At 62.0% G+C, this 20,170-nt stretch carries 19 protein-coding genes; 10 read left to right on the plus strand and 9 right to left on the minus strand.

The genetic code is table 11. The annotated features are described in order from the left end of the window. Positions 1 to 6: 6 nt before the first annotated feature. The 6 genes from ABDB81_RS10210 to ABDB81_RS10235 all read right to left on the minus strand — a co-directional run bounded on the left by ABDB81_RS10210 (position 7) and on the right by ABDB81_RS10235 (position 4,402). The gene (locus ABDB81_RS10210) at positions 7 to 348 is read right to left on the minus strand and encodes a hypothetical protein (protein ID WP_346810960.1); all 342 of its coding nucleotides are present in this window, start codon (positions 346 to 348) and stop codon (positions 7 to 9) included. A 188-nt stretch (positions 349 to 536) separates the two neighbouring features. Continuing rightward, a complete protein-coding gene (locus tag ABDB81_RS10215) occupies positions 537 to 1,331 on the minus strand; it encodes a peptidylprolyl isomerase (RefSeq protein WP_137928113.1) in 795 nt (264 codons plus the stop codon). A gap of 4 nt (positions 1,332 to 1,335) precedes the next feature. Continuing rightward, the gene (locus ABDB81_RS10220; RefSeq protein WP_137928114.1) at positions 1,336 to 1,650 is read right to left on the minus strand and encodes a BolA family protein; all 315 of its coding nucleotides are present in this window, start codon (positions 1,648 to 1,650) and stop codon (positions 1,336 to 1,338) included. A 52-nt stretch (positions 1,651 to 1,702) separates the two neighbouring features. Beyond that, the gene (locus ABDB81_RS10225) at positions 1,703 to 2,257 is read right to left on the minus strand and encodes a septation protein A (RefSeq protein ID WP_137928115.1); all 555 of its coding nucleotides are present in this window, start codon (positions 2,255 to 2,257) and stop codon (positions 1,703 to 1,705) included. 105 nt (positions 2,258 to 2,362) lie between these two features. Continuing rightward, positions 2,363 to 2,770 carry a peptide-methionine (R)-S-oxide reductase MsrB gene (msrB, locus tag ABDB81_RS10230; protein WP_137928116.1) on the minus strand — a complete coding sequence of 136 codons (408 nt, stop codon included), beginning with the start codon at positions 2,768 to 2,770 and terminating at the stop codon, positions 2,363 to 2,365. A gap of 81 nt (positions 2,771 to 2,851) precedes the next feature. After that, complete coding sequence (locus ABDB81_RS10235; protein WP_160472253.1) at positions 2,852 to 4,402, minus strand: protein adenylyltransferase SelO; 1,551 nt, start codon at positions 4,400 to 4,402, stop codon at positions 2,852 to 2,854. Positions 4,403 to 4,723: 321 nt separating this feature from the next. On the opposite strand from ABDB81_RS10235, the gene ABDB81_RS10240 reads away from it, so the two are divergent. From ABDB81_RS10240 to ABDB81_RS10265, 6 genes are all read left to right on the plus strand, one after another. Continuing rightward, positions 4,724 to 6,349 (plus strand): 3-(methylthio)propionyl-CoA ligase, encoded by a 1,626-nt coding sequence (locus ABDB81_RS10240; RefSeq protein WP_137928118.1) that lies wholly within the window; start codon positions 4,724 to 4,726, stop codon positions 6,347 to 6,349. 163 nt (positions 6,350 to 6,512) lie between these two features. Next, complete coding sequence (locus tag ABDB81_RS10245; protein ID WP_137928119.1) at positions 6,513 to 7,772, plus strand: branched-chain amino acid ABC transporter substrate-binding protein; 1,260 nt, start codon at positions 6,513 to 6,515, stop codon at positions 7,770 to 7,772. A gap of 146 nt (positions 7,773 to 7,918) precedes the next feature. Next, the gene (locus ABDB81_RS10250; RefSeq protein ID WP_137928120.1) at positions 7,919 to 8,866 is read left to right on the plus strand and encodes a branched-chain amino acid ABC transporter permease; all 948 of its coding nucleotides are present in this window, start codon (positions 7,919 to 7,921) and stop codon (positions 8,864 to 8,866) included. A 3-nt stretch (positions 8,867 to 8,869) separates the two neighbouring features. Further along, entirely contained in the window at positions 8,870 to 10,183 is a 1,314-nt protein-coding gene (locus ABDB81_RS10255; protein WP_346810964.1) for a branched-chain amino acid ABC transporter permease, read from the plus strand. After that, positions 10,180 to 10,959, plus strand: a complete 780-nt coding sequence (locus tag ABDB81_RS10260) for an ABC transporter ATP-binding protein (RefSeq protein ID WP_137928122.1) — start codon at positions 10,180 to 10,182, stop codon at positions 10,957 to 10,959. The genes ABDB81_RS10255 and ABDB81_RS10260 overlap by 4 nt, the downstream gene beginning before the upstream one ends. Beyond that, positions 10,956 to 11,669, plus strand: a complete 714-nt coding sequence (locus ABDB81_RS10265; protein ID WP_137928123.1) for an ABC transporter ATP-binding protein — start codon at positions 10,956 to 10,958, stop codon at positions 11,667 to 11,669. Before ABDB81_RS10260 ends, ABDB81_RS10265 begins: the two co-directional genes overlap by 4 nt. Positions 11,670 to 11,698: 29 nt before the next feature. Here ABDB81_RS10265 and ABDB81_RS10270 read toward each other — a convergent pair whose 3' ends face one another. From ABDB81_RS10270 to ABDB81_RS10280, 3 genes are all read right to left on the minus strand, one after another. After that, positions 11,699 to 12,001 carry a hypothetical protein gene (locus ABDB81_RS10270; protein WP_346810966.1) on the minus strand — a complete coding sequence of 101 codons (303 nt, stop codon included), beginning with the start codon at positions 11,999 to 12,001 and terminating at the stop codon, positions 11,699 to 11,701. Between the two features lie 363 nt (positions 12,002 to 12,364). Then, on the minus strand, positions 12,365 to 12,700 hold the full coding sequence (locus ABDB81_RS10275) for a hypothetical protein (RefSeq protein ID WP_137926705.1): 336 nt from the start codon (positions 12,698 to 12,700) through the stop codon (positions 12,365 to 12,367). Then, a complete protein-coding gene (locus ABDB81_RS10280; RefSeq protein WP_171020463.1) occupies positions 12,666 to 13,241 on the minus strand; it encodes a hypothetical protein in 576 nt (191 codons plus the stop codon). The genes ABDB81_RS10275 and ABDB81_RS10280 overlap by 35 nt, the downstream gene beginning before the upstream one ends. Positions 13,242 to 13,814: 573 nt before the next feature. Here ABDB81_RS10280 and ABDB81_RS10285 point away from each other — a divergent pair. From ABDB81_RS10285 to ABDB81_RS10300, 4 genes are all read left to right on the plus strand, one after another. Beyond that, positions 13,815 to 15,896: a 3-hydroxyacyl-CoA dehydrogenase NAD-binding domain-containing protein gene (locus tag ABDB81_RS10285; protein WP_160472265.1), complete on the plus strand. Its 2,082-nt coding sequence runs from the start codon at positions 13,815 to 13,817 to the stop codon at positions 15,894 to 15,896. Between the two features lie 116 nt (positions 15,897 to 16,012). Then, positions 16,013 to 17,191, plus strand: coding sequence for an acetyl-CoA C-acyltransferase (locus ABDB81_RS10290; RefSeq protein ID WP_137926708.1), 1,179 nt, complete (start codon positions 16,013 to 16,015; stop codon positions 17,189 to 17,191). Between the two features lie 206 nt (positions 17,192 to 17,397). Then, positions 17,398 to 19,257 (plus strand): acyl-CoA dehydrogenase, encoded by a 1,860-nt coding sequence (locus ABDB81_RS10295; protein ID WP_346810968.1) that lies wholly within the window; start codon positions 17,398 to 17,400, stop codon positions 19,255 to 19,257. Between the two features lie 22 nt (positions 19,258 to 19,279). Next, on the plus strand, positions 19,280 to 20,062 hold the full coding sequence (locus tag ABDB81_RS10300; RefSeq protein ID WP_346810969.1) for an SDR family oxidoreductase: 783 nt from the start codon (positions 19,280 to 19,282) through the stop codon (positions 20,060 to 20,062). Positions 20,063 to 20,170: the final 108 nt, after the last annotated feature.

The following is a 20,170-nucleotide window of genomic DNA, read 5'->3' on the forward strand; positions in this document are numbered from 1 at the left end:
GGATTCTCAAGCGACGTCCGTATGCTGGTAGGAAGGGTGATTGCGCGCGTAGTTGTCCGTCTTGGGTGCGGTCACTTCGACCCGTGCGCTCCACGGCAGATAGCGGGAGTAAAGCAGTCGCAGGCGATCCGCATCGGGCGGCAACTTGATTTCTCCGCGGACTTCCATGAACGCGATAGTCGCCTGCAGGGCCTTTGATTGCGCGTAGCGGTCGCGCGTGGGGAGGTGAGGATGGATCTGGCGCCAGTGGTCGCCGGTGCAGGCGATATGGGGCATGCCGAGCGCGCAATAGACGATGCCGCGCGAGTAGAGGTGCCACATGTTCCAGTAGCCGCTAGTGGCCCCCATGAAAGACGTCTCCTGACAGCATCGCGCAAGTTACCCCGGCCCCAATGCCGATGGTTCAGAGATGGTACTAAACCTCGCACGCCCGTTGGGTGCCAAATGTTCACGAGCGCGCATATCTACTGAGCCAAATGAAAAAGCCGGCACTCAGGTGCCGGCTTTTTTTACTGTGGTAGCGGGAAAGGCGCCCGTTACTGGATCTTCGCCTTGTCCTTGATCGACTTCATCATGGCCTGGAACTGCTCGCGTTGCCATGCCTGATCGCCCATCAGCATCTGTTGCAGCTGGGGCTTCACTTCCTCGAAGGTCGGGACCTTGGCGTCGCGCGTGTCCACGAGTTCGATGATGTGCCAGCCGAACTGGGTCTTGACCGGCGTGTCTGTCATCTGGCCCTTCTTCAGGCCGGTCATCGCGGCGGAGAATTCCGGCACGTAGCTGCTGCTGTTGGCCCAGTCCAGATCGCCGCCGTTGGCCGCGGAGCCGGTGTCCTTTGACGAGCTCTTGGCTAGGTCCTCGAACTTGGCGCCGGCCTTGATCTTGGCGATGATGGCCTTGGCGTCCGCTTCCTTTTCCACCAGGATGTGGCGGGCGTGATACTCCTTGCCGTTGCCGAACTGCGTCTTGATCTTGTCGTACTGCTTGCGCAGTTCTTCGTCATTGGCGCCGTGCGTGCGGACGTAGTCCTCGAACACTGCACCGGCCAGCACGTTCAGGCGGGCCTGTTCGAGCTGTTCCTGAATATCGTCGCGTTGCGTGATGCCGCGCTTGGTGGCTTCCTGCAGCAGCAGTTCGCGGTCGATCAGCATCGTGCGGGCACGGTCGCGCAGTTCGGGCGACGCGGGTTGTCCGGTGCCGGCGATCAGCTTGTCCACTTTTGCCGACAGGATGGGCTTGCCATTCACAACGGCGGCGTTCTGGGCGAATGCGGGCAGGCTGCCTGCAGCGAGCACAGCCGCCAGGCTGAACGAGAGGACGGTGGTCTTCATGGAATCAGTTCTGAGAGTTGCGGGTCGCGTCGCGTGATGCTTCGCGGGATTGATATTCTTGTTCGGTATGTGCGATGACTGCCAGCGCATGGATTTGCACGGGGAACAGTTCGCGCAGCGCATCATACACCATACGATGGCGCGCCACGCGCGAGTGACCGGCAAAGCGCTCGCTGACGATCAGGACGTTGTAATGCCCCCCGCCGGACGCCGCACCGGCATGCCCGGCATGGGCGGCGCTGTCGTCATGGACATGCACGTGGGAAGGGGAGAGCGCTGCGCGTAGCAATGCCTCGATGTGGACGGGGTCGGCTGCCAAACGAAGATCCTTGATAAGGGAATACGGACAGGGAAAGAAAGGTGGGCGCCCGTTACTTGGGGCCGCTTTCCTGCGACGGTGTTTCCTGGATATGGCGCGACAGCCAGAGGCTCTGTGCCACGATGAATACCGCCATCAGTCCCATGCCGCCGAAGAGCTTGAAATTGACCCAGGTATCGGTCGAGAACTGGTACGCCACGTACAGGTTCAGCACGCCCATCAGCGCAAAGAACGCGGCCCAGGCAGCGTTGAGCTTGCCCCACATCGGTTCGGGCAGCGTGACCTGTTTTTCCATCATGGCGCGGATCAGGTTCTTGCGCCAGCCGATGACCGATCCGATCAGCGTCACGGCAAACAGCCAGTACAGCACCGTCGGCTTCCATTTGATGAACGTGTCGTTGTGCAGCACGATCGTGGCGCCGCCGAAGACACCGATGATCAGCAGGCTGACCCATTGCATCGGCTCCACCTTGCCGTGCCGGATGCGGACCCAGACGATCTGCAGCACCGTGGCCGCGATGGCCACCGCTGTAGCGGGATAGATGCCGAACAGCTTGAATGCGACGAAAAACAGGATGACCGGGAACAGGTCGAAAAGAAATTTCATGCGGTGATGGTCAAAGTGATGCGCTGGGTGAGGGGCCAGCCGGCGAGGCCGGCCCACTGGCAATCCGCACATCGGATTGGACGGGCGTCCGGTGTGCGGCGGTGGTCACCCACGTTCGTCCGGATCGCGATCGTCGAATTTTAGCGCAGCCGAGTTGATGCAATAGCGCAAACCGGTTGGCGCGGGGCCATCCTCGAAGACATGGCCCAGATGGCTGCCGCATTCCTTGCATCGGACTTCCACGCGCGTCATGCCGTGCGTGTGGTCGGCGTGCTCGGCAATGACCTCGCCGTTGATCGGCTTGAAATAGCTTGGCCAGCCGCAGCCGGCGTCGAACTTGGTCGCCGACTCGAACAGCGGTGTGCCGCAGCCCACGCAATGGTAGATGCCCTGGTTCCAGTGGTCCCAGTACTTGCCCGTGAAGGGCCGCTCGGTGGCGGATTCACGTGCCACGCGGTATTCGATATCGGAAAGCTGCTCACGCCATTCGGCGTCGGTCTTGGTCGTGGTCATCTTGTTTCCTCTCGTTGTTGTGGCCGGGGGGGGGCTGCCTCGGCGATATGGGGATGAACTGCGCGAAAGAAAGCCGTGAAATTACGAGGAGCAACTGACTTCAAGGCCGGAAGCCCAGTCCGGCGGCAGCGCCGCATACTGGGCTGCCTCGGGCTGTTCGTCGAAGGGCTTCGACAGCACGGCCAGCAGGCGGTTCACTTCCGAGAAGTCCTTGTCCCGTGCGGCGCGGATCGCGGTTTCGGCCAGGTGATTGCGCAATACGTACTTGGGATTGACCTGCCGCATGGCAACGGCGCGTGCGGCGTCGTCCGACTGTTCCTGCTGAAGCCGCGCCCGATATTCGCTCGCCCAGGCGTCCCAGGCGGCGCGGTCGATGAACAGGTCGCGCACGGGCGCGTCTTGCCCGGCACCATTCGCGCTGACTTCGGCGAGATTGCGCCAGAACAGCGTGTAGTCGATACGGTGCGTGTGCAGCAACTGGAACAGGCTGGTCATCAACGCTTCATCGTCGTCCTGAGCGGCGCGCAGGCCGAGCTTGGCGCGATAGTGGCGGAAGAAGGCGGAGGCATACCGGTCGCGGAAGGGGTCCAGTGCCTCGTGAGCCAGATCGATCGCAGCCTGCTTGGCCGCTTCGGGATTCGCTGCATCGGTCTCGCGCCACAGTGGCAGCAGTGCCTGAGCCAGACAATGCAGATTCCAGAACGCGATCTGCGGCTGCTGGCTGTAGGCGTAGCGGCCCTGCTGATCCGAATGGTTGCAGATGTGGTTGGCGTCGAATGCATCGAGAAAGCCGAACGGGCCGTAGTCGATGGTCAGGCCGAGGATCGACATGTTGTCGGTGTTCATTACGCCGTGGCAGAACCCTACTGCCTGCCAGTGCGCCACCATGTCGGCAGTCAGCAGCGATACTTCGCGCAGTAGTGCCTGATAGGGGCTGGCGTCATCGCGGCAAGCCGGATAAAAGCGGTCGATCACGAAATCGGCCAGTTGCTTCAGGCTGGCATGATCCTCGCGCGCGGCGAAATGCTCGAAATGTCCGAAGCGGATAAAGCTCGGCGCAAGGCGCGTCACCACGGCGGACGTTTCCAGCGTCTCGCGGCGGACCGGCGCATCCGAGCCGATGATCGACATCGCTCGCGTCGTGGGCACGCCGAGTGCGTACATGGCTTCCGAGCACAGGTATTCGCGAATCGAAGAACGCAGCACCGCGCGGCCATCGGCCATGCGCGAGTACGGCGTCAGTCCGGCGCCCTTGAGCTGGATTTCCCACGGGCCATCGGGTCGCTGTGCCTCGGCAATGCGGATCGCGCGGCCATCGCCAAGCTGGCCCGCCCATACGCCGAACTGGTGGCCGGAATACACGGTGGCCAGCGGATCAGACCAGTCGGGCACGCCATTGCCGATGAACGTATCGAGGAATGCAGGATCCTGCGCGGCGCGGGCCAGTCCCGCTTCATCCCAGCCGAGCAATGCGGCTGCCGCAGGCGCCACGCTGACCAGATAGGGGGAAGGCAGTGGCGTGGGGGCGAGGCGCGTAAAAAAGCGTTCGCCCAGCGCGGCAATGCCGGGCGCCGTAGTGAACGGAACAGCGCAGGCGGTGCGGGGGAGGGCTTCGGTGGAGTCAGTGGGCATGGGGGCGGCGGCGCTAGGGGAAAACGACATATTGAGGCGCGTCAGGGGTCGCAGTATTGTACTTGCACCGGTTTTCCCCTGTTGACCAAGGGTTTCCGCCGCAACGCAGACCATCGAAAAGCGCTGCAAATGGCGGACATCAATCCCATGCATGGCAGGGTCCGCAAGCGGTTGGAGAGAGCCTCTTGCGCGTCAGTTCATCGATTTTTTCAACCGCTATTCGCTTTTGTCGACGCATTCGCCGCGCGAGGGAACGATCGGTCAAAAATAAGAACGATTGTTCGTTTTTCGTGCCCGAACATAGAACAAGGAGACCGTTTCATGGCATTGATGGGTCAAATGATGAGCGCGCCGCTGCTCATTTCCTCCATCATCAAGCACGCCGCCCGTTACTACGGGAGCACGGAAATCGTCTCTCGCCGTACCGAGGGCGACCTGCACCGCTATACGTATGCCGATTGTGAACTGCGTGCCCGCAAGCTGGCCCAGGCACTCGGGGCGCTGGGCGTGGGGCAGGGCGAGCGTGTGGGGACGCTGGCGTGGAACGGCTACCGGCACCTTGAGATCTATTACGCCGTGTCCGGCTCGGGCGCGGTTTGCCATACGATCAATCCGCGACTGTTCCCCGAGCAAATCGCTTACATCGTCAATCACGCCGAAGACCGCTATGTGTTCTTCGACGCCACCTTCCTGCCGCTGGTGGAAGGCGTGGCGCCGCACTGCCCGAACGTGAAGGGCTGGGTGCTGATGAGCGACCGGGCCCATATGCCCGCCGAATCCAAGGTCGATCTGATCTGCTACGAAGACTTGATCGACCGTCACGATGGCAACTACGAGTGGCCGGAGTTCGACGAGAACCTCGCGTCGAGCCTCTGCTACACGTCGGGCACCACGGGCAATCCGAAGGGCGCGCTGTACTCGCATCGCTCCACGGTGCTGCATTCCTATGCGTCGGCGTTGCCCGATGCGCTGGGTTGCTCGGCCAAGGACGTGATCCTGCCCGTCGTGCCGATGTTCCACGTCAATGCGTGGGGCCTGCCTTACTCGGTGCCGCTGGTCGGCGCCAAGCTCGTATTCCCGGGCGCCAAGCTCGATGGTGCCTCGCTCTATGAATTGTTCGAACAGGAGGGCGTGACGTTCTCCGCCGGTGTGCCGACGGTATGGCTGGGCCTGCTGCAGCATGTGAAGACGAACAATCTGACATTCTCCACGTTCCGCCGCACCGTGATCGGTGGTTCGGCGGCGCCGCCCGCGATGATCCGCGCGCTGGAAGCGCTCGACGTGGAAGTGATCCATGCCTGGGGCATGACGGAAATGTCGCCGCTGGGCACCTCGTGCAAGCTGCTGGCAAGGCACAAGGATCTGTCCGAGGACGAACGCCACAAGATCCTGGAGACGCAAGGTCGCGTCATATATGGCGTCGACATGAAGATCGTCGATGGCGAAGGCAACGAATTGCCGTGGGACGGCAAGGCGTTCGGCGATCTGCTGGTGCGCGGGCCGTGGGTCATCAGCAAGTACTACCGGGCCGAAGGCAGCCCGCTCGTGGACGGCTGGTTCCCCACTGGCGACGTGGCTACGATCAATCCAGAGGGCTACATGCAGATCACGGATCGCAGCAAGGACGTGATCAAGTCTGGTGGCGAATGGATTTCGTCGATCGATGTCGAGAACGTGGCCGCTGCGCATCCGGCCGTTCACATGGCCGCCTGCATTTCTGCCTTCCACCCGAAATGGGACGAGCGCCCGTTGCTGGTGGTGGTCAAGCGCCCGGACACCAACGTCACGCGCGAGGAACTGCTGGCCTTCTTCGAGGGCAAGGTCGCCAAGTGGTGGATTCCCGATGATGTCGCCTTCGTGACCGAAATTCCGCTGACGGCCACCGGCAAGATGCAGAAACTCAAGCTGCGGGAGCAGTTCAAGGACTACCGGCTGCCCGGCGCCTGATGGGTGCCCCGGAGTGATCCGGGGCATTTCCGCACAGGACCAGGCAGCGCCAGTTTGCGGGATTCACGCCAAAGAGCGCGGGATCTCGCGAAGACGGCCGTCCGCGCACTGGAGGGCGCCGGCCGCTGCGATTCGCCAACGACAATAATCGAAGGAGACAGGTATGACCAAGTTGCGTCCGCTGGTAACCGGAGTGGCTGCAGTCGTTCTGATGGGTTCGGCGCTGGTGTCTGGCGTGGCGGCTGCCGATACGGTGAAGATCGCCTTCATCGATCCGCTGTCGGGCCTGATGGCCCCGGTTGGGCAGAACCAGCTCAAGAGCTGGCAGTACGTGGCGGAACTGGCTAACCAGAAGAACTGGGGTGGAGCACACAAGTTCGAGGTGGTCGGCTTCGACAACAAGCTGAGCCCGCAGGAAAGCCTCACTATCCTCAAGCAGGCGGTCGACCAGAATATCCGCTACATCGTGCAGGGCAACGGCTCGTCGGTGGGCCTGGCGCTCGAAGATGCAGTGGCCAAGCACAACGAGCGCAATCCGGGCAAGGAAATCGTCTACCTGAACTACGCGGCGGTGGACCCGGACATGACCAACAGCAAGTGCAACTACTGGCATTTCCGGCTCGACGCCAACTCGGACATGAAGATGGAGGCGCTGACCACGTTCCTGGCCAAGGATCCGAAGGTCAAGAAGGTTTACCTGATCAACCAGAACTACTCGTTCGGCCATCAGGTGGCGCGCGCCGCCAAGGACTATCTCAAGCGCAAGCGTCCTGACATCCAGATCGTGGGGGAGGACCTGCACCCGCTGGCCCAGGTCAAGGACTTTGCGCCGTACGCGGCCAAGATCAAGGCGGCCGGGGCCGATACGGTCATCACCGGCAACTGGGGCAGCGACCTGGCATTGCTGATCAAGGCCGGCAAGGACGCGGGTCTGCCCGTGGACTACTACACGTATTACGCCGGCACCACGGGCGTGCCGACAGCCATGGGCGCGGCCGGTGCGGAGCACGTCAAGTACGTGGGCTACTACAACCCCAACAACGCCGGCTTCAAGGGTGCCGACGTGATCGAAGGCTACAAGAAGAAGTACAACGACGATTTCTACGTGATGGCGTCGTACACGGGCATCGCCATGCTGGCAAAGGCTTTCAAGGACACCGGCTCGACCGATCCGGTCAAGGTGGCCAAGGCGCTTGAGAACATCAAGGTGGAAAGCCTGAACGGCACCGTGGAAATGCGCGCGTCCGACCACCAGGCCCAGCAGCCGCTGGTGGTGGCCACCTGGACCAAGGTTAACGGCAAGGACGTCAAGTACGACCAGGAGAACACCGGGTACGGCTGGAAGACCGATGCCGCGCTCGACCAGTTCGTGGCCGCGCAGCCCACCTCCTGCCAGATGAAGCGGCCAGGATCGTCGCAATAGCCTGCACGCTGAAGTCGGGCTGGGAGTGAGCCGAGCGTTGCCGGTTCAAATCTCCACGCCTTGTGCGCGCGAAGGGTTCCCGCCAGCGCGGGAACCCCTGACAATGTCGCCTTTGTCGAATCAGGCTCCGGACCGGGGACTTTGCCGTGGAATTCTTCGTCATCTCGCTGCTGAACGGCCTCAGCTACGGGCTGCTGCTGTTCATGCTGTCGTCGGGGCTCACCCTGATTTTCAGCATGATGGGCGTGCTGAACTTTGCGCATGCCAGCTTCTACATGCTGGGCGCCTACTTTGCCTACACCATCGCTTCCAAGATCGGTTTCTGGCCGGCGCTGATCTTCGCGCCGTTGCTGGTGGCCGCTGCGGGCGCACTCGTGGAAAGGTTCGGACTTCGCACCGTCCATAAATACGGGCACGTGGCCGAACTGCTGTTCACGTTCGGATTGGCTTATCTGATCGAGGAAGGTGTGAAACTCGTCTGGGGACTGGCCGCCGTGCCGTACCGGATACCCGCCGAGCTTGACGGGCCGCTGTTCACGGTCTTCACGTCCTCTTTCCCAAAATATCGCGCGTTCATGATGCTCGTTTCGCTGGGCATGCTGGTGGCGATCTACCTTGTGCTGACGCGTACACGCATCGGCCTGGTCATCCAGGCGGCACTGACGCATCCGGAAACGGTCGAGGCATTGGGCCACAACGTGCCGCGCGTGTTCATGATGGTTTTCGGCGGTGGTGCGGCGCTGGCCGGGCTGGCCGGTGTCATCGGCGGGAATGCATTCGTCACCGAGCCGTCGATGGCGGCAGCGGTCGGTTCCATCGTGTTCGTGGTAGCCGTGGTAGGGGGCATGGGATCACTGGTCGGGGCGTTCATCGCATCGATCCTGATCGGCGTGCTGCAGACCTTTGCGGTAACGATCGATGCCTCGCTGGCCGGATTGTTCGGTGCCTTCGGTGTCGCCGTTACCGATGCCACGCCATTCAGTTCGGTCTGGAAGCTCACCGTGGCCCAGGTTGCTCCGGTACTGCCTTACCTGCTGCTCGTGGTGATGCTGATCTTCCGCCCGCGCGGCCTGATGGGTACCCGGGAGAGCTGAGCCATGGAGTCCACAACGATGCAACAAAGCTCCGCGCCCGTGATCACGGGCCGCACGATGCGCTACCGGCCGCTGAACCTGGCGCGCTGGGTGATCTGGTCGATCACGGCGCTGCTGATGATCGTGATGCCGCTGATCTTCACCGGCGGCTTCGCGGTGACCCTGATGTCGCAGATGGGCATCATGATCATTTTCGCGCTGTCCTACAACATGCTGCTGGGCCAGACCGGCATGCTCTCGTTCGGGCATGCCGTGTATTCGGGCCTTGGCGCGTTTATCGCGGTGCATGTGCTGAACATGGTGGGCGCAGGCAAGGTCTGGTTGCCGGTGTCGATGCTGCCGCTGGTGGGCGGGTTGGCTGGCGCGTTCTTCGGCGTGCTGTTCGGTTATGTGACGACGAAAAAATCCGGCACGACCTTCGCGATGATCACGATGGGTATCGGCGAAATGGTCTTCGCGAGTTCGCTGATGTTCCCGGATTTCTTCGGCGGCGAGGGTGGCATTTCCACCAATCGCGTGGTGGGTGAATCATTCCTCGGCCTGACATTCGGTCCGGGCCGGCAGGTGTACTACCTGATCGCGATCTGGTGCTTCGTGTCGATGGTGGCCATGTACGCGTGGACGCAGACACCGTTGGGCCGAATCGCCAATGCCGTGCGCGACAACCCCGAGCGCGTGGAATTCATCGGCTACAACACGCAGCGCGTGCGCTATCTGGTGCTGATCCTGTCGGCGTTCTTCGCGGGCATTGCTGGTGCGTTGTCGGCCATCAACTTCGAGATTGTTTCGGCCGAGAACGTCAGCGCGGTGCGCTCCGGTGGCGTGCTGCTGGCCGCGTTCATCGGCGGTGCCGGCGTGTTCTTCGGTCCTGTGATCGGCGCCATCGTCTTCACGCTGTTTGCGGTGGCATTGTCCGATCTGACCAAGGCGTGGCTGCTCTATCTCGGGCTGTTCTTCGTGATGATGGTGATGTTCGTGCCGGGTGGCATTGCCAGCCTGCTGCTGATGCAATTGCCGCTCGTGGCGAAGAAGCAGTTCGGCCGGATGCTGCCGTCTTATGCGCAGGGCGCTGTGGCGGGGGTGATTCTGCTTGCCGCTGCGATCCTGAGCGTCGAACTGATCTACAAGGTGCAGGTAGATAGTGCCAACGGCACGGTCATGAGCCTGTTCGGCATTGCCTTCGATGCGGGCACGCTGACGCCGTGGATTGTGGCGGCAGTGCTGTGGGCGGTAGGGTGCCTGGCATGGCGATGGGCCGGATCGAAGGTCCGCGCGCAACTTGACGCCATCCAGGCCGAAACGGGAGGACTGGCATGACAGTGGCCGCACTGGAGCTTTCCGACGTCCGCAAGAAGTTCGGCCAGACCGAAATCATTCGTGGCGTCACGCTGACGATCGGCAAGGGCGAGCGCCACGCGCTGATCGGCCCGAACGGCGCTGGCAAGTCCACCACGTTCAATCTGATCTCGGGGCGGTTTGCGCCGACGTCGGGCGTGGTGAAGCTGAACGGGCAGAGCATTGCGGGACTGCGACCATTCGAGATCAATCGAATGGGTTTGTCGCGCAGCTTCCAGATCACCAACATCTTTCATCGGCTGTCGGTGTTCGAGAACCTGCGCTGCGCGGTGCTCTGGTCGCTCGGCTACAAGTATTCGTTCTGGCACAGGCTCTCGGCGCTGCGCGACGCCAAGGAGCGCGCCGACGAGGTGCTGGAGTTGATCGGCATGCAGCATCGGCGCAATTCGCAGGCCGGCCTGCTGACCTACGCCGAACAGCGCGCACTGGAAATCGGCATCACGATTGCGGGCGGCGCCGACGTGATCCTGCTCGATGAACCCACGGCGGGCATGAGCCGCTCGGAATCGGACCACGCAGTGGAACTGATCCGCAAGGTCACGGCAGGCAAGACGCTGGTGATGGTGGAGCACGACATGAGCGTGGTGTTCGGCCTTGCCGATCGCATCTCGGTGCTGGTCTACGGCGAGGTCATCGCCACCGACACCCCCGAAGCCATCCGCAACAATCGGAGCGTCAAGGAAGCCTACCTCGGCACCACGCTCGACGAACACGCCGAAGAAGGAGCGCTCGGATGAGCCAGCCCATGCTCGAAGTTTCCGGTCTGCACGCCTATTACGGCAAGAGCCACATCCTGCATGGCGTGGATGCCCATATCGACGATGGCGAGATCGTGGCGCTGCTCGGCCGCAATGGCGTGGGACGCTCGACCATGGCCAAGGCCATCCTCGGCATGGTTCGCGCGGAAGGTTCGGTAAAGTTCCGTGGCCAGGAAATGCTCGGACGGCGCACGTTCGAAATCGCTCATGCAGGCATCGGCTACGTACCCGAAAACCGCGACATTTTCCCGACGCTGACCGTCCGCCAGAACCTGCTACTCGGCGAAAAACGCAACCCACGCCAGCAGAAGCCGCGCTGGACCGTGGAGGACATGTATCGGATGTTCCCCCGCCTGAAAGAGCGCGAGAACACATCGGCCGGCGTGCTATCGGGCGGCGAGCAGCAGATGCTGACGCTCTGCCGCACCCTGATGGGCGACCCCGACCTGATCTTGATCGACGAACCCACCGAGGGCCTCGCCCCGATGATTGTCACCCTCGTCGGAGATTTCCTGAAAACGCTGAAGGAACGCGGCGTGTCGGTGTTGCTGATCGAACAGAAACTCGCTATCGCGCTGGATATTTCTCAGCGCGTTTATGTGATGGGACACGGGCATATTGTGTTCGAGGGCACGCCGCGGGATTTGAAGGCGAATGCGCAGGTGAGGAAGGAATGGTTGGAGGTTTAGGGGTTTGGGAGGCGAGGATCCTCTCTTGCCTACCCCCAGGCTTCCATGAGACCGGCAAAGGTCATGAAGAAAAAAGGTGCGGCGAGTGACCAGCGAACTCGCGGTCGGGTGCCGGGCCAAAACAGGCCCACCGACGCGGGGATTGCAACTGCCAGGTACGCCACGACGTACCAGAAATACTCGCGATAGGTGCCATCAATCAGGTGGAGGGCCATGGCCACTACCATTAAGAGTGCGAAAACGCCCACGATTGCGCGCGCCGCAACTTCAGTAGCGGACGCAAAGGTCCATGTTTTGCCATATTCAAGGAAATAGTCGACGAAGTCAGGCATTCCGGACGTGAGGTCAAGCAGCCTGCGGAACCCATCAAGAATATGGGTCTGTTCCTAGCCACTCATGGACCTTGAACAGTCCCGACCAGCAGATGGAGCAGTGGGAAAATACTATTCCCAGCGTTGTTAGCGCGAAGAACGGCCCACATAGATACCATCGCGTGGCATTCAACCGAGACGGCCATGCCATGGATCCAAGAGCTAGTAGCGAGCTGGCAAGATAGGCCACGATCGCGCCAGTGAGGTGTGGGTACAGGCCCGATATCAGGTGCTGGGCCATGCCTGGCGCGACAAGGGCGGCCAAGATGAGGGTGATGACGCGGGGCAGAAGTTTGATAGCTAACGCGAAGCGGGCGGCTTTCGTCATGCGGAGAATGGGTTCAACCCCAGCAATCCGTTGACCTTGTCCAGCCACGTCCAGCACTCGAGGCAGTTGGCAAGGTATATCCCCAAAATCGTCAGCGCGAAATACGGTCCGCATAGATACCATCGTGTAGCGTTCAGACGAGACGGCCACGCCATGGATCCGAAAGTCAGCAGCGCGCTGCCCAGATTGGCCACCATAGCACCCGCGAATTCTGGGTAAAGGTCCGACATTAGATGCTCGATCATGCCAAGTGCGTCCAAGCCCGATACGATGCAGATGACGATCCGGGCGGCGACTTCAATAGCAAACGCGAAGTTGGAGGTCTTTGCCATACTTGAGAAAGGTATCAACGAAGTCGGGCATGCTTGACGTCAGGTCGATGCATCCTGCCGATCCGGCGTAACGTCCGCCGTGGATGGAGAAGTTGCTACGACCGAACGTCGAGGTTCCGGCAAATGGTTCTAGCCAGATGCGACGGTTGCCCCAGGCAATTTCACATCCGGGCCACGCACCAGAGATTTTTTTCAGATGGGGAACCTTGCCGAAGTAGCACGCCACCACGTTCCACGCCGGGTAATCTTCTCTGCGCTGCAACTCAGACTGTCTAGCCGTGTAGTACCCCTGCGGAATCGGCCCTTTACTCCAAACATCCTGATACCGCTTGTCCTGAAATCCCCGCGCTCCAGACACCGCAAACCAAGTTCGAGACGCCATGCCGTTCTCGATCCATCGGAGAATCCTGCCGTTGAATTCGAGCTTGGCACGTCGGGCCTCCATGCGCCGAGCCGTCTCATCGAGGCCCAACATCTCGACCATGAGCCGGACATCGGTCGTCCGCGCGACCGGGCCGAACTTCGCGAGATGCGCCTCCATTACCGTTTTCTTTAGACGAGGATCCCTTTCTATTGCCCAGACTAGGGAGTGCGTAACGACTGACATGGTGAGGGCCTTTGCAGACGACAAGAACCCTCGACGATAGACAAGGCCAGTCAGCGTTGTCTTTGCGGACCATCAACCCCAGACTTCTTCAACGATTGGAGGCCGCCCTCCAATGAAAAATGTTCGCAAAGTCGCCAGGCAAACAAAGTGGCGCAAAAGTAACAAAGTCCAGCACCGAAACCAATTCTCTACGGGTTCCCCCTGAGGGATTTGCGGGGTGGGGCGGCTCACCATGAACGCCGGAAAATCCCGGCATGAAGCCTGCGCATGACGGGACTTTCATGGTCGAAAAATGAAATTGAACGACCGTGCTATTTTGTGTATGCTTGACCCGCTTTCAAGCCGGAGGGGCTTGTGGAGCAAGGGATTGCGGACACAAAAACATAGCCGCCGCGATCCTGGCAAGACCGCAGTACGGCAACACCTTTATTCGAGAATTCGAATCCCGAGACAACTGGAGTCCCCAGAGGCAAGGCCCAAGGACTCGCACACACCAAAGGAACTTGTATGACAGCGCAGTATCAGGTTCAGGACGGCGTCGCCGTCATCACGCTCGACAATCCCCCCGTCAATGGCCTGGGTCACAGCACCCGCCTCGGCATCGTCGAAGGCATGACCCGTGCGCTGGACGATGCAGCCGTCAAGGCCATCGTCATCACCGGCGCCGGCAAGGCATTCTCGGGCGGCGCCGATATCCGCGAATTCAATACGCCCAAGGCCACCCAGGAGCCGACGCTCCACTCGGTGATCCGTGTGCTGGAAGCCTCGACCAAGCCGGTCGTCGCTGCGATCCACTCCGTGGCCATGGGCGGTGGTCTGGAACTGGCACTGGGCTGTAACTACCGTGTGGCCGCCAAGGGCGCGCAGATTGCGCTGCCCGAAGTCAAGCTGGGCCTGCTGCCGGGCGCCGGTGGCACGCAGCGCCTGCCGCGCCTGATCGGGCTCGAGCACGCGCTGAACATGATCGTGTCCGGCACGGCCATTCCTTCCGAAAAGTTCGCAGGTTCGAAGCTGTTCGACGAAGTCGTTGACGGCGACGTGCTGCCTGCCGCCGTCAAGTTCGCACAGAACGTGGGCGCTGCAAGCGGCCCGCATCCGAAGGTGCGTGACCTGAAGGTGCGCCATGAAAACGCCGAAGGCTTCATCGCTTTCGCTCGCAACACCGTGGCAGCCGTGGCAAAGAACTTCCCGGCGCCGTCGAAGTGCGTGGACGCCGTGGCCGCATCGCTGAAGCCGTTCGAGCAAGGTCTGAAGGAAGAGCGCGAAGGCTTCATGTACCTGGTCGGTACGCCGGAATCGCGCGCGCTGCGCCATGCGTTCTTCGGCGAGCGCGCCGCAAGCAAGATCCCCGATGTGCCGGAAGGCACGCCGGTCCGCAAGATCGAGAAGGTTGCCGTGATCGGCGCCGGCACGATGGGCGGTGGTATCACGATGAACTTCCTGAACGCCGGCATCCCCGTGATCATGCTGGAAACCAAGCAGGAAGCGCTCGACCGTGGCGTCGGCATCATCCGCAAGAACTACGACAACAGCGCCAAGAAAGGCAAGCTGACGGCCGAGAAGGTCGAGCAGCGCATGGGCCTGCTGAGCACCACGCTGTCCTATGACGACATCAAGGATGCCGACCTCGTGATCGAGGCCGTGTTCGAAGAAATGGGCGTCAAGGAAATCGTCTTCAAGAAGCTGGACGAAGTGATGAAGGACGGCGCGATCCTGGCCTCCAACACCTCCACGCTCGACGTGAACAAGATTGCCTCGTTCACGCGTCGTCCGCAGGACGTGGTCGGCATGCACTTCTTCAGCCCGGCCAACGTGATGAAGCTGCTGGAAGTGGTGCGCGGCGAGAAGACCGGCAAGGACGTGCTGGCCACCGTCATGCAGATCGGCAAGAAGATCAAGAAGACGGCCGTGGTCTCGGGCGTCTGCGACGGCTTTATCGGCAACCGCATGATCGAGCAGTACAGCCGCCAGGCCGGCTATCTGCTGGACGAAGGCGCGCTGCCGGAGCAAGTGGACAAGGCTGTCGAGAAGTTCGGCTTTGCCATGGGCCCGTTCCGCATGGGCGACCTCGCCGGTAACGACATTGGCTGGGCCATTCGCAAGCGCCGCGCCGTGGACAAGCCGGACATCCAGTACTCGAAGACCGCCGACCTGCTGTGCGAAATGGGCCGCTTCGGTCAGAAGACCGGCGCAGGCTGGTACGACTACAAGGCGGGCGACCGCAAGCCGTACCCGAACCAGCAGGTCAACGACATGATCGTCGAGCATTCGAAGTCGCTCGGTATCACGCGCCGCAAGATCTCGGACGAGGAAATCGTCGAGCGCCTGGTGTTCGCGCTGGTGAACGAAGGCGCCAAGATCCTGGAGGAGGGCATTGCCTCGAAGGCGTCGGACATCGACATGGTCTACCTGACCGGCTACGGCTTCCCGCTGTTCCGCGGTGGCCCGATGCTCTACGCAGACCAGGTTGGCCTGTTCAACGTCGCCCAGTCGATGAAGCGCTACGCCAAGGGTTACCACGGCGAAGCCTGGACCGTTGCGCCGCTGCTGCAGAAGCTGGCCGACGAAGGCAAGGGCTTCAACGGCTGACAAGCTGAAAAGCTGACTGGCCGATACGCGAAGGGAGGGCAACGATGCCATCCCTTCGCAGACACCGAACATCCCTCCGCTAGACGCAGAGACACAAAGAATCCGAGGAGCAACACATGAACGAGGCAGTCATCGTATCCACCGCGCGCACCGCGCTGGCCAAGAGCTGGAAGGGCGCTTTCAACATGACGCACGGCGCCACGCTGGGCGGCCATGCGGTGCAGCACGCCATTTCCCGCGCCAAGATCGACGGCGGCGAAGTGGAAGACGTGCTGATGGGCTGTGCCAATCCCGAAGGCGCCACCGGCGCCAACATCGCGCGCCAGATCGCCCTGCGCGCCGGTTGCCCGGTCACCGTGCCTGGCGCCACCGTCAACCGCTTCTGCTCGTCGGGCCTGCAAACCATCGCCATGGCCGCGCAGCGCGTGATCGCCGATGAAGGCGACATCTTCGTGGCAGGCGGTGTGGAATCCATTTCGTGCGTGCAGCAGGAAATGAACCGCCACATGATTCAGGAAAGCTGGCTCAACAAGAACAAGCCGGAAATCTACTGGAGCATGCTGCAGACCGCCGAGAACGTGGCCAAGCGCTACAACATCTCGAAGGATCGCCAGGACGAGTACGGCGTGCAGAGCCAGCTGCGTGCCGCTGCCGCGCTGGAAGCCGGCAAGTTCAAGGACGAGATCGTGCCGATGACGGTGCTGGCTGGCGTGGCTGACAAGGCCACCGGTCAACTGCTGACGAAGGAAGTCACGATCGACGCCGATGAAGGCATTCGCGCCGACACCACCCTGGAAGGCGTCTCGAAGATCCGCACGGCCATGCCGGGTGGCGTGATCACGGCCGGCAACGCATCGCAATTCTCGGACGGCGCTTCGGCAGCCGTGGTGATGAATGCACGCGTGGCCGCTGCCAAGGGTCTGCAACCGCTGGGCGTGTTCCGCGGCTTTGCCGTGGCAGGCTGCGAGCCGGACGAAATGGGTATCGGCCCGGTGTTCGCGGTGCCGAAGCTGCTCAAGAAGGCTGGCCTCAAGGTCGACGATATCGGCCTGTGGGAACTGAACGAAGCCTTTGCCGTGCAGGTGCTGTACTGCGCCGACAAGCTGGGCATCCCGATGGATCGCCTGAACGTCAACGGCGGTGCCATCGCCGTGGGCCACCCGTACGGTGTGTCGGGCGCGCGTCTGGTTGGCCACGCGCTGATCGAAGGCAAGCGTCGCGGCGTCAAGTACGTCGTGGTGACGATGTGCATCGGCGGCGGCCAAGGTGCGGCTGGGTTGTTCGAGGTGCTGTAAGGCATTTCGACTGCTTCTTGTTGTCGTTGTTGTTTCCCCTCTCCCTCCGGGAGAGGGGCAGGGGAGAGGGAACGAGGTTCTGCTTGCCGGTTTGTGGCAATTTGAACCGCTGCCCCTCTCCCCCAACCCCTCTCCCGCTGGGCGGGAGAGGGGAGCTAAGCCAGCTATACACTTCCTTCTCGTTTCAGCCCGGAGCTTCGCATTCCATGTCGCTGATCCTTTCCCGTCGTGATCTCAATTTCGTGCTGTACGAATGGCTCGATGCCGAGTCACTGACGCAGATTCCCCGTTTTGCAGACCATTCGCGCGAGACCTTCGATGCCGCGCTCGATACCTGCGAAAAAATCGCCACCGACCTGTTCGCGCCGCACAACAAGAAAAGCGATGCGCACGAACCGCATTTCGATGGCGAGACCGTTACGATCATTCCTGAGGTCAAGGTCGCGCTGAAGGCGTTCTGCGAGGCTGGCCTCATGGCCGCCGGCCAGGATTACGACTACGGCGGCATGCAGTTGCCGGTCACCCTGGAAAAGGCGGCGTTTGCCTATTTCAAGGCCGCCAACGTTGGCACCAGCTCGTATCCGTTCCTGACGATCGGCAACTCGAACCTGTTGTTGACGCACGGCACCCCGGCGCAGATCGACACCTTTGTGCGTCCCGAACTGGAAGGCCGCTTCTTCGGCACGATGTGCCTGTCGGAGCCGCAGGCGGGTTCGTCGCTGTCCGATGTCGCGACGCGCGCCGACTATGAAGGCGAATCGCCACTGGGCCAGCAATACCGCCTGCGCGGCAACAAGATGTGGATCTCGGCCGGCGAGCACGAACTGTCGGAGAACATCGTCCATCTGGTACTGGCAAAGATCCCCGGCCCCGATGGCAAGCTGATTCCGGGCGTAAAGGGCATCTCGCTCTTTATCGTGCCGAAGTATCTGGTCAATGCCGATGGTTCGCTGGGCGAGCACAACGACGTGGTGCTGGCTGGCCTGAACCACAAGATGGGTTATCGCGGCACCACCAACTGCCTGCTGAACTTCGGCGAGGGCATGAAGTATCAGCCGGGCGGCAAGGCCGGTGCCATCGGCTATCTGGTGGGCGAGCCGCACAAGGGCCTGGCCTGCATGTTCCACATGATGAACGAGGCGCGCATCGGCGTGGGCCTGGGCGCCGTGGCGCTTGGCTACACCGGCTACCTCCATTCGCTCGACTACGCGCGCAACCGGCCGCAAGGGCGTCCGGTCGGACCGCAAGGCAAGGACCCGGCGTCGCCGCAAGTCCGATTGGTCGAGCACGCCGACGTTCGCCGTATGCTGCTGGCGCAGAAGAGCTATGTCGAAGGCGGCCTCGCGCTGAACCTGTATTGCGCCCGGCTCGTGGACGACGAGCACGCGGCCAAGGCGGCGGGCGATGCAGCAAAGCATCGCGAAATGTCGCTGCTGCTCGACATCCTGACGCCGATTGCCAAGAGCTGGCCGTCGCAGTGGTGCCTTGAAGCCAACAACCTCGCCATCCAGGTACATGGCGGGTATGGCTACACGCGCGAATACAACGTCGAACAGTTCTATCGCGACAACCGCCTGAATCCGATCCACGAAGGCACGCATGGCATCCAGGGCCTCGATCTGCTGGGCCGCAAGGTCGTGATGCAGGACGGAGCAGCGTTCCAGTTGCTGGGCCAAAGGGTGCAGGCCACCTGCGCAAGGGCGGTGGGTACTGGCGATGCCACGCTGGCCGAACAGGCCAAGGCGCTTGGCGCCGCTGCCGGACGGTTGGCCGAGGTCACGCGCGAACTATGGGCGGCGGGCGATCCGAACGTGACGCTGGCCAATGCTTCCGTGTACCTCGAAGCCTTCGGGCACGTGGTCGTGTCGTGGATCTGGCTGGAACAGGCGCTGGTCGCACAGGCCGCGCTGGCGTCGGCGCAGGGCGACGATATCGATTTCTATCGCGGCAAGCTGGCGGCAGCGGCGTACTTCTTCCGCTTCGAACTGCCGAAGGTGTATCCGCAGTTCGACCTGCTCGCCTCGCTGGACCGGACCACGCTGGATATGCAGGACAGCTGGTTCTAAAAAACTAGAACGGGAGACAACCATGAGAACCATCCAGCAACTGTTTGACCTCAAGGGCCGCACCGCGCTGATCACCGGCGGTTCGCGCGGCCTGGGGCTTCAGATTGCCGAGGCGCTCGGCGAGCAGGGCGCGCGCGTGGTGCTGTCGGCGCGCAAGGCTGACGAACTGGAGTCCGCGCAGGCGCACCTGAAGGCGCGCGGCATCGACGCGTCGTTCATCGCTGCCGATGCTGCACGCGATGACGAGATCGCCCGGCTGGCCGATGAAGCACTGGCCCGGCTTGGCCATGTGGACATCCTCGTCAATAACGCGGGTGCTACGTGGGGCGCCCCGGCCGAAGACCATCCGGTCGAAGCCTGGGACAAGGTGATGAACCTCAATATCCGCGGGCTGTTCCTGCTGTCGCAGACAATCGGCAAGCAGTCGATGATCCCGCGCCGCCACGGCCGCATCATCAACGTGGCGTCGATTGCAGGGCTGGCCGGCAACCCGCCGGGCACGATGGAAACCATTGCCTACAACACGTCGAAGGGCGCCGTGATCAACTTCACGCGCACGCTGGCGGCGGAATGGGGCGAGCACAACATCACGGTCAACGCGTTGGCACCGGGCTTCTTCCCGTCGAAGATGACGCGCGGCTCACTGGAACGCATCGGCGTGGACAAGATGTGCGAAGGCGTGCCACTGCGCCGCCTGGGCGATGACGAAGATCTAAAGGGTGCGGCGCTGCTGTTTGCTTCGGATGCAGGCAAGCACATTACGGGGCAGGTGCTGGCGGTGGATGGAGGCGTGAGCGCTGTGTAACCGTTGCCCTTGGTTTGCTCCCCTCTCCCGTAAAACGGGAGAGGGGCAGGGGGAGAGGGTCGGAGGTTCAAGCCACGACTTGTGGTGTTAGAACCGCGGGGGGGGGGG

Origin of the sequence: Cupriavidus sp. DL-D2 (assembly GCF_039710735.1) — a bacterium.
Classification (GTDB): Bacteria; Pseudomonadota; Gammaproteobacteria; order Burkholderiales; family Burkholderiaceae; genus Cupriavidus.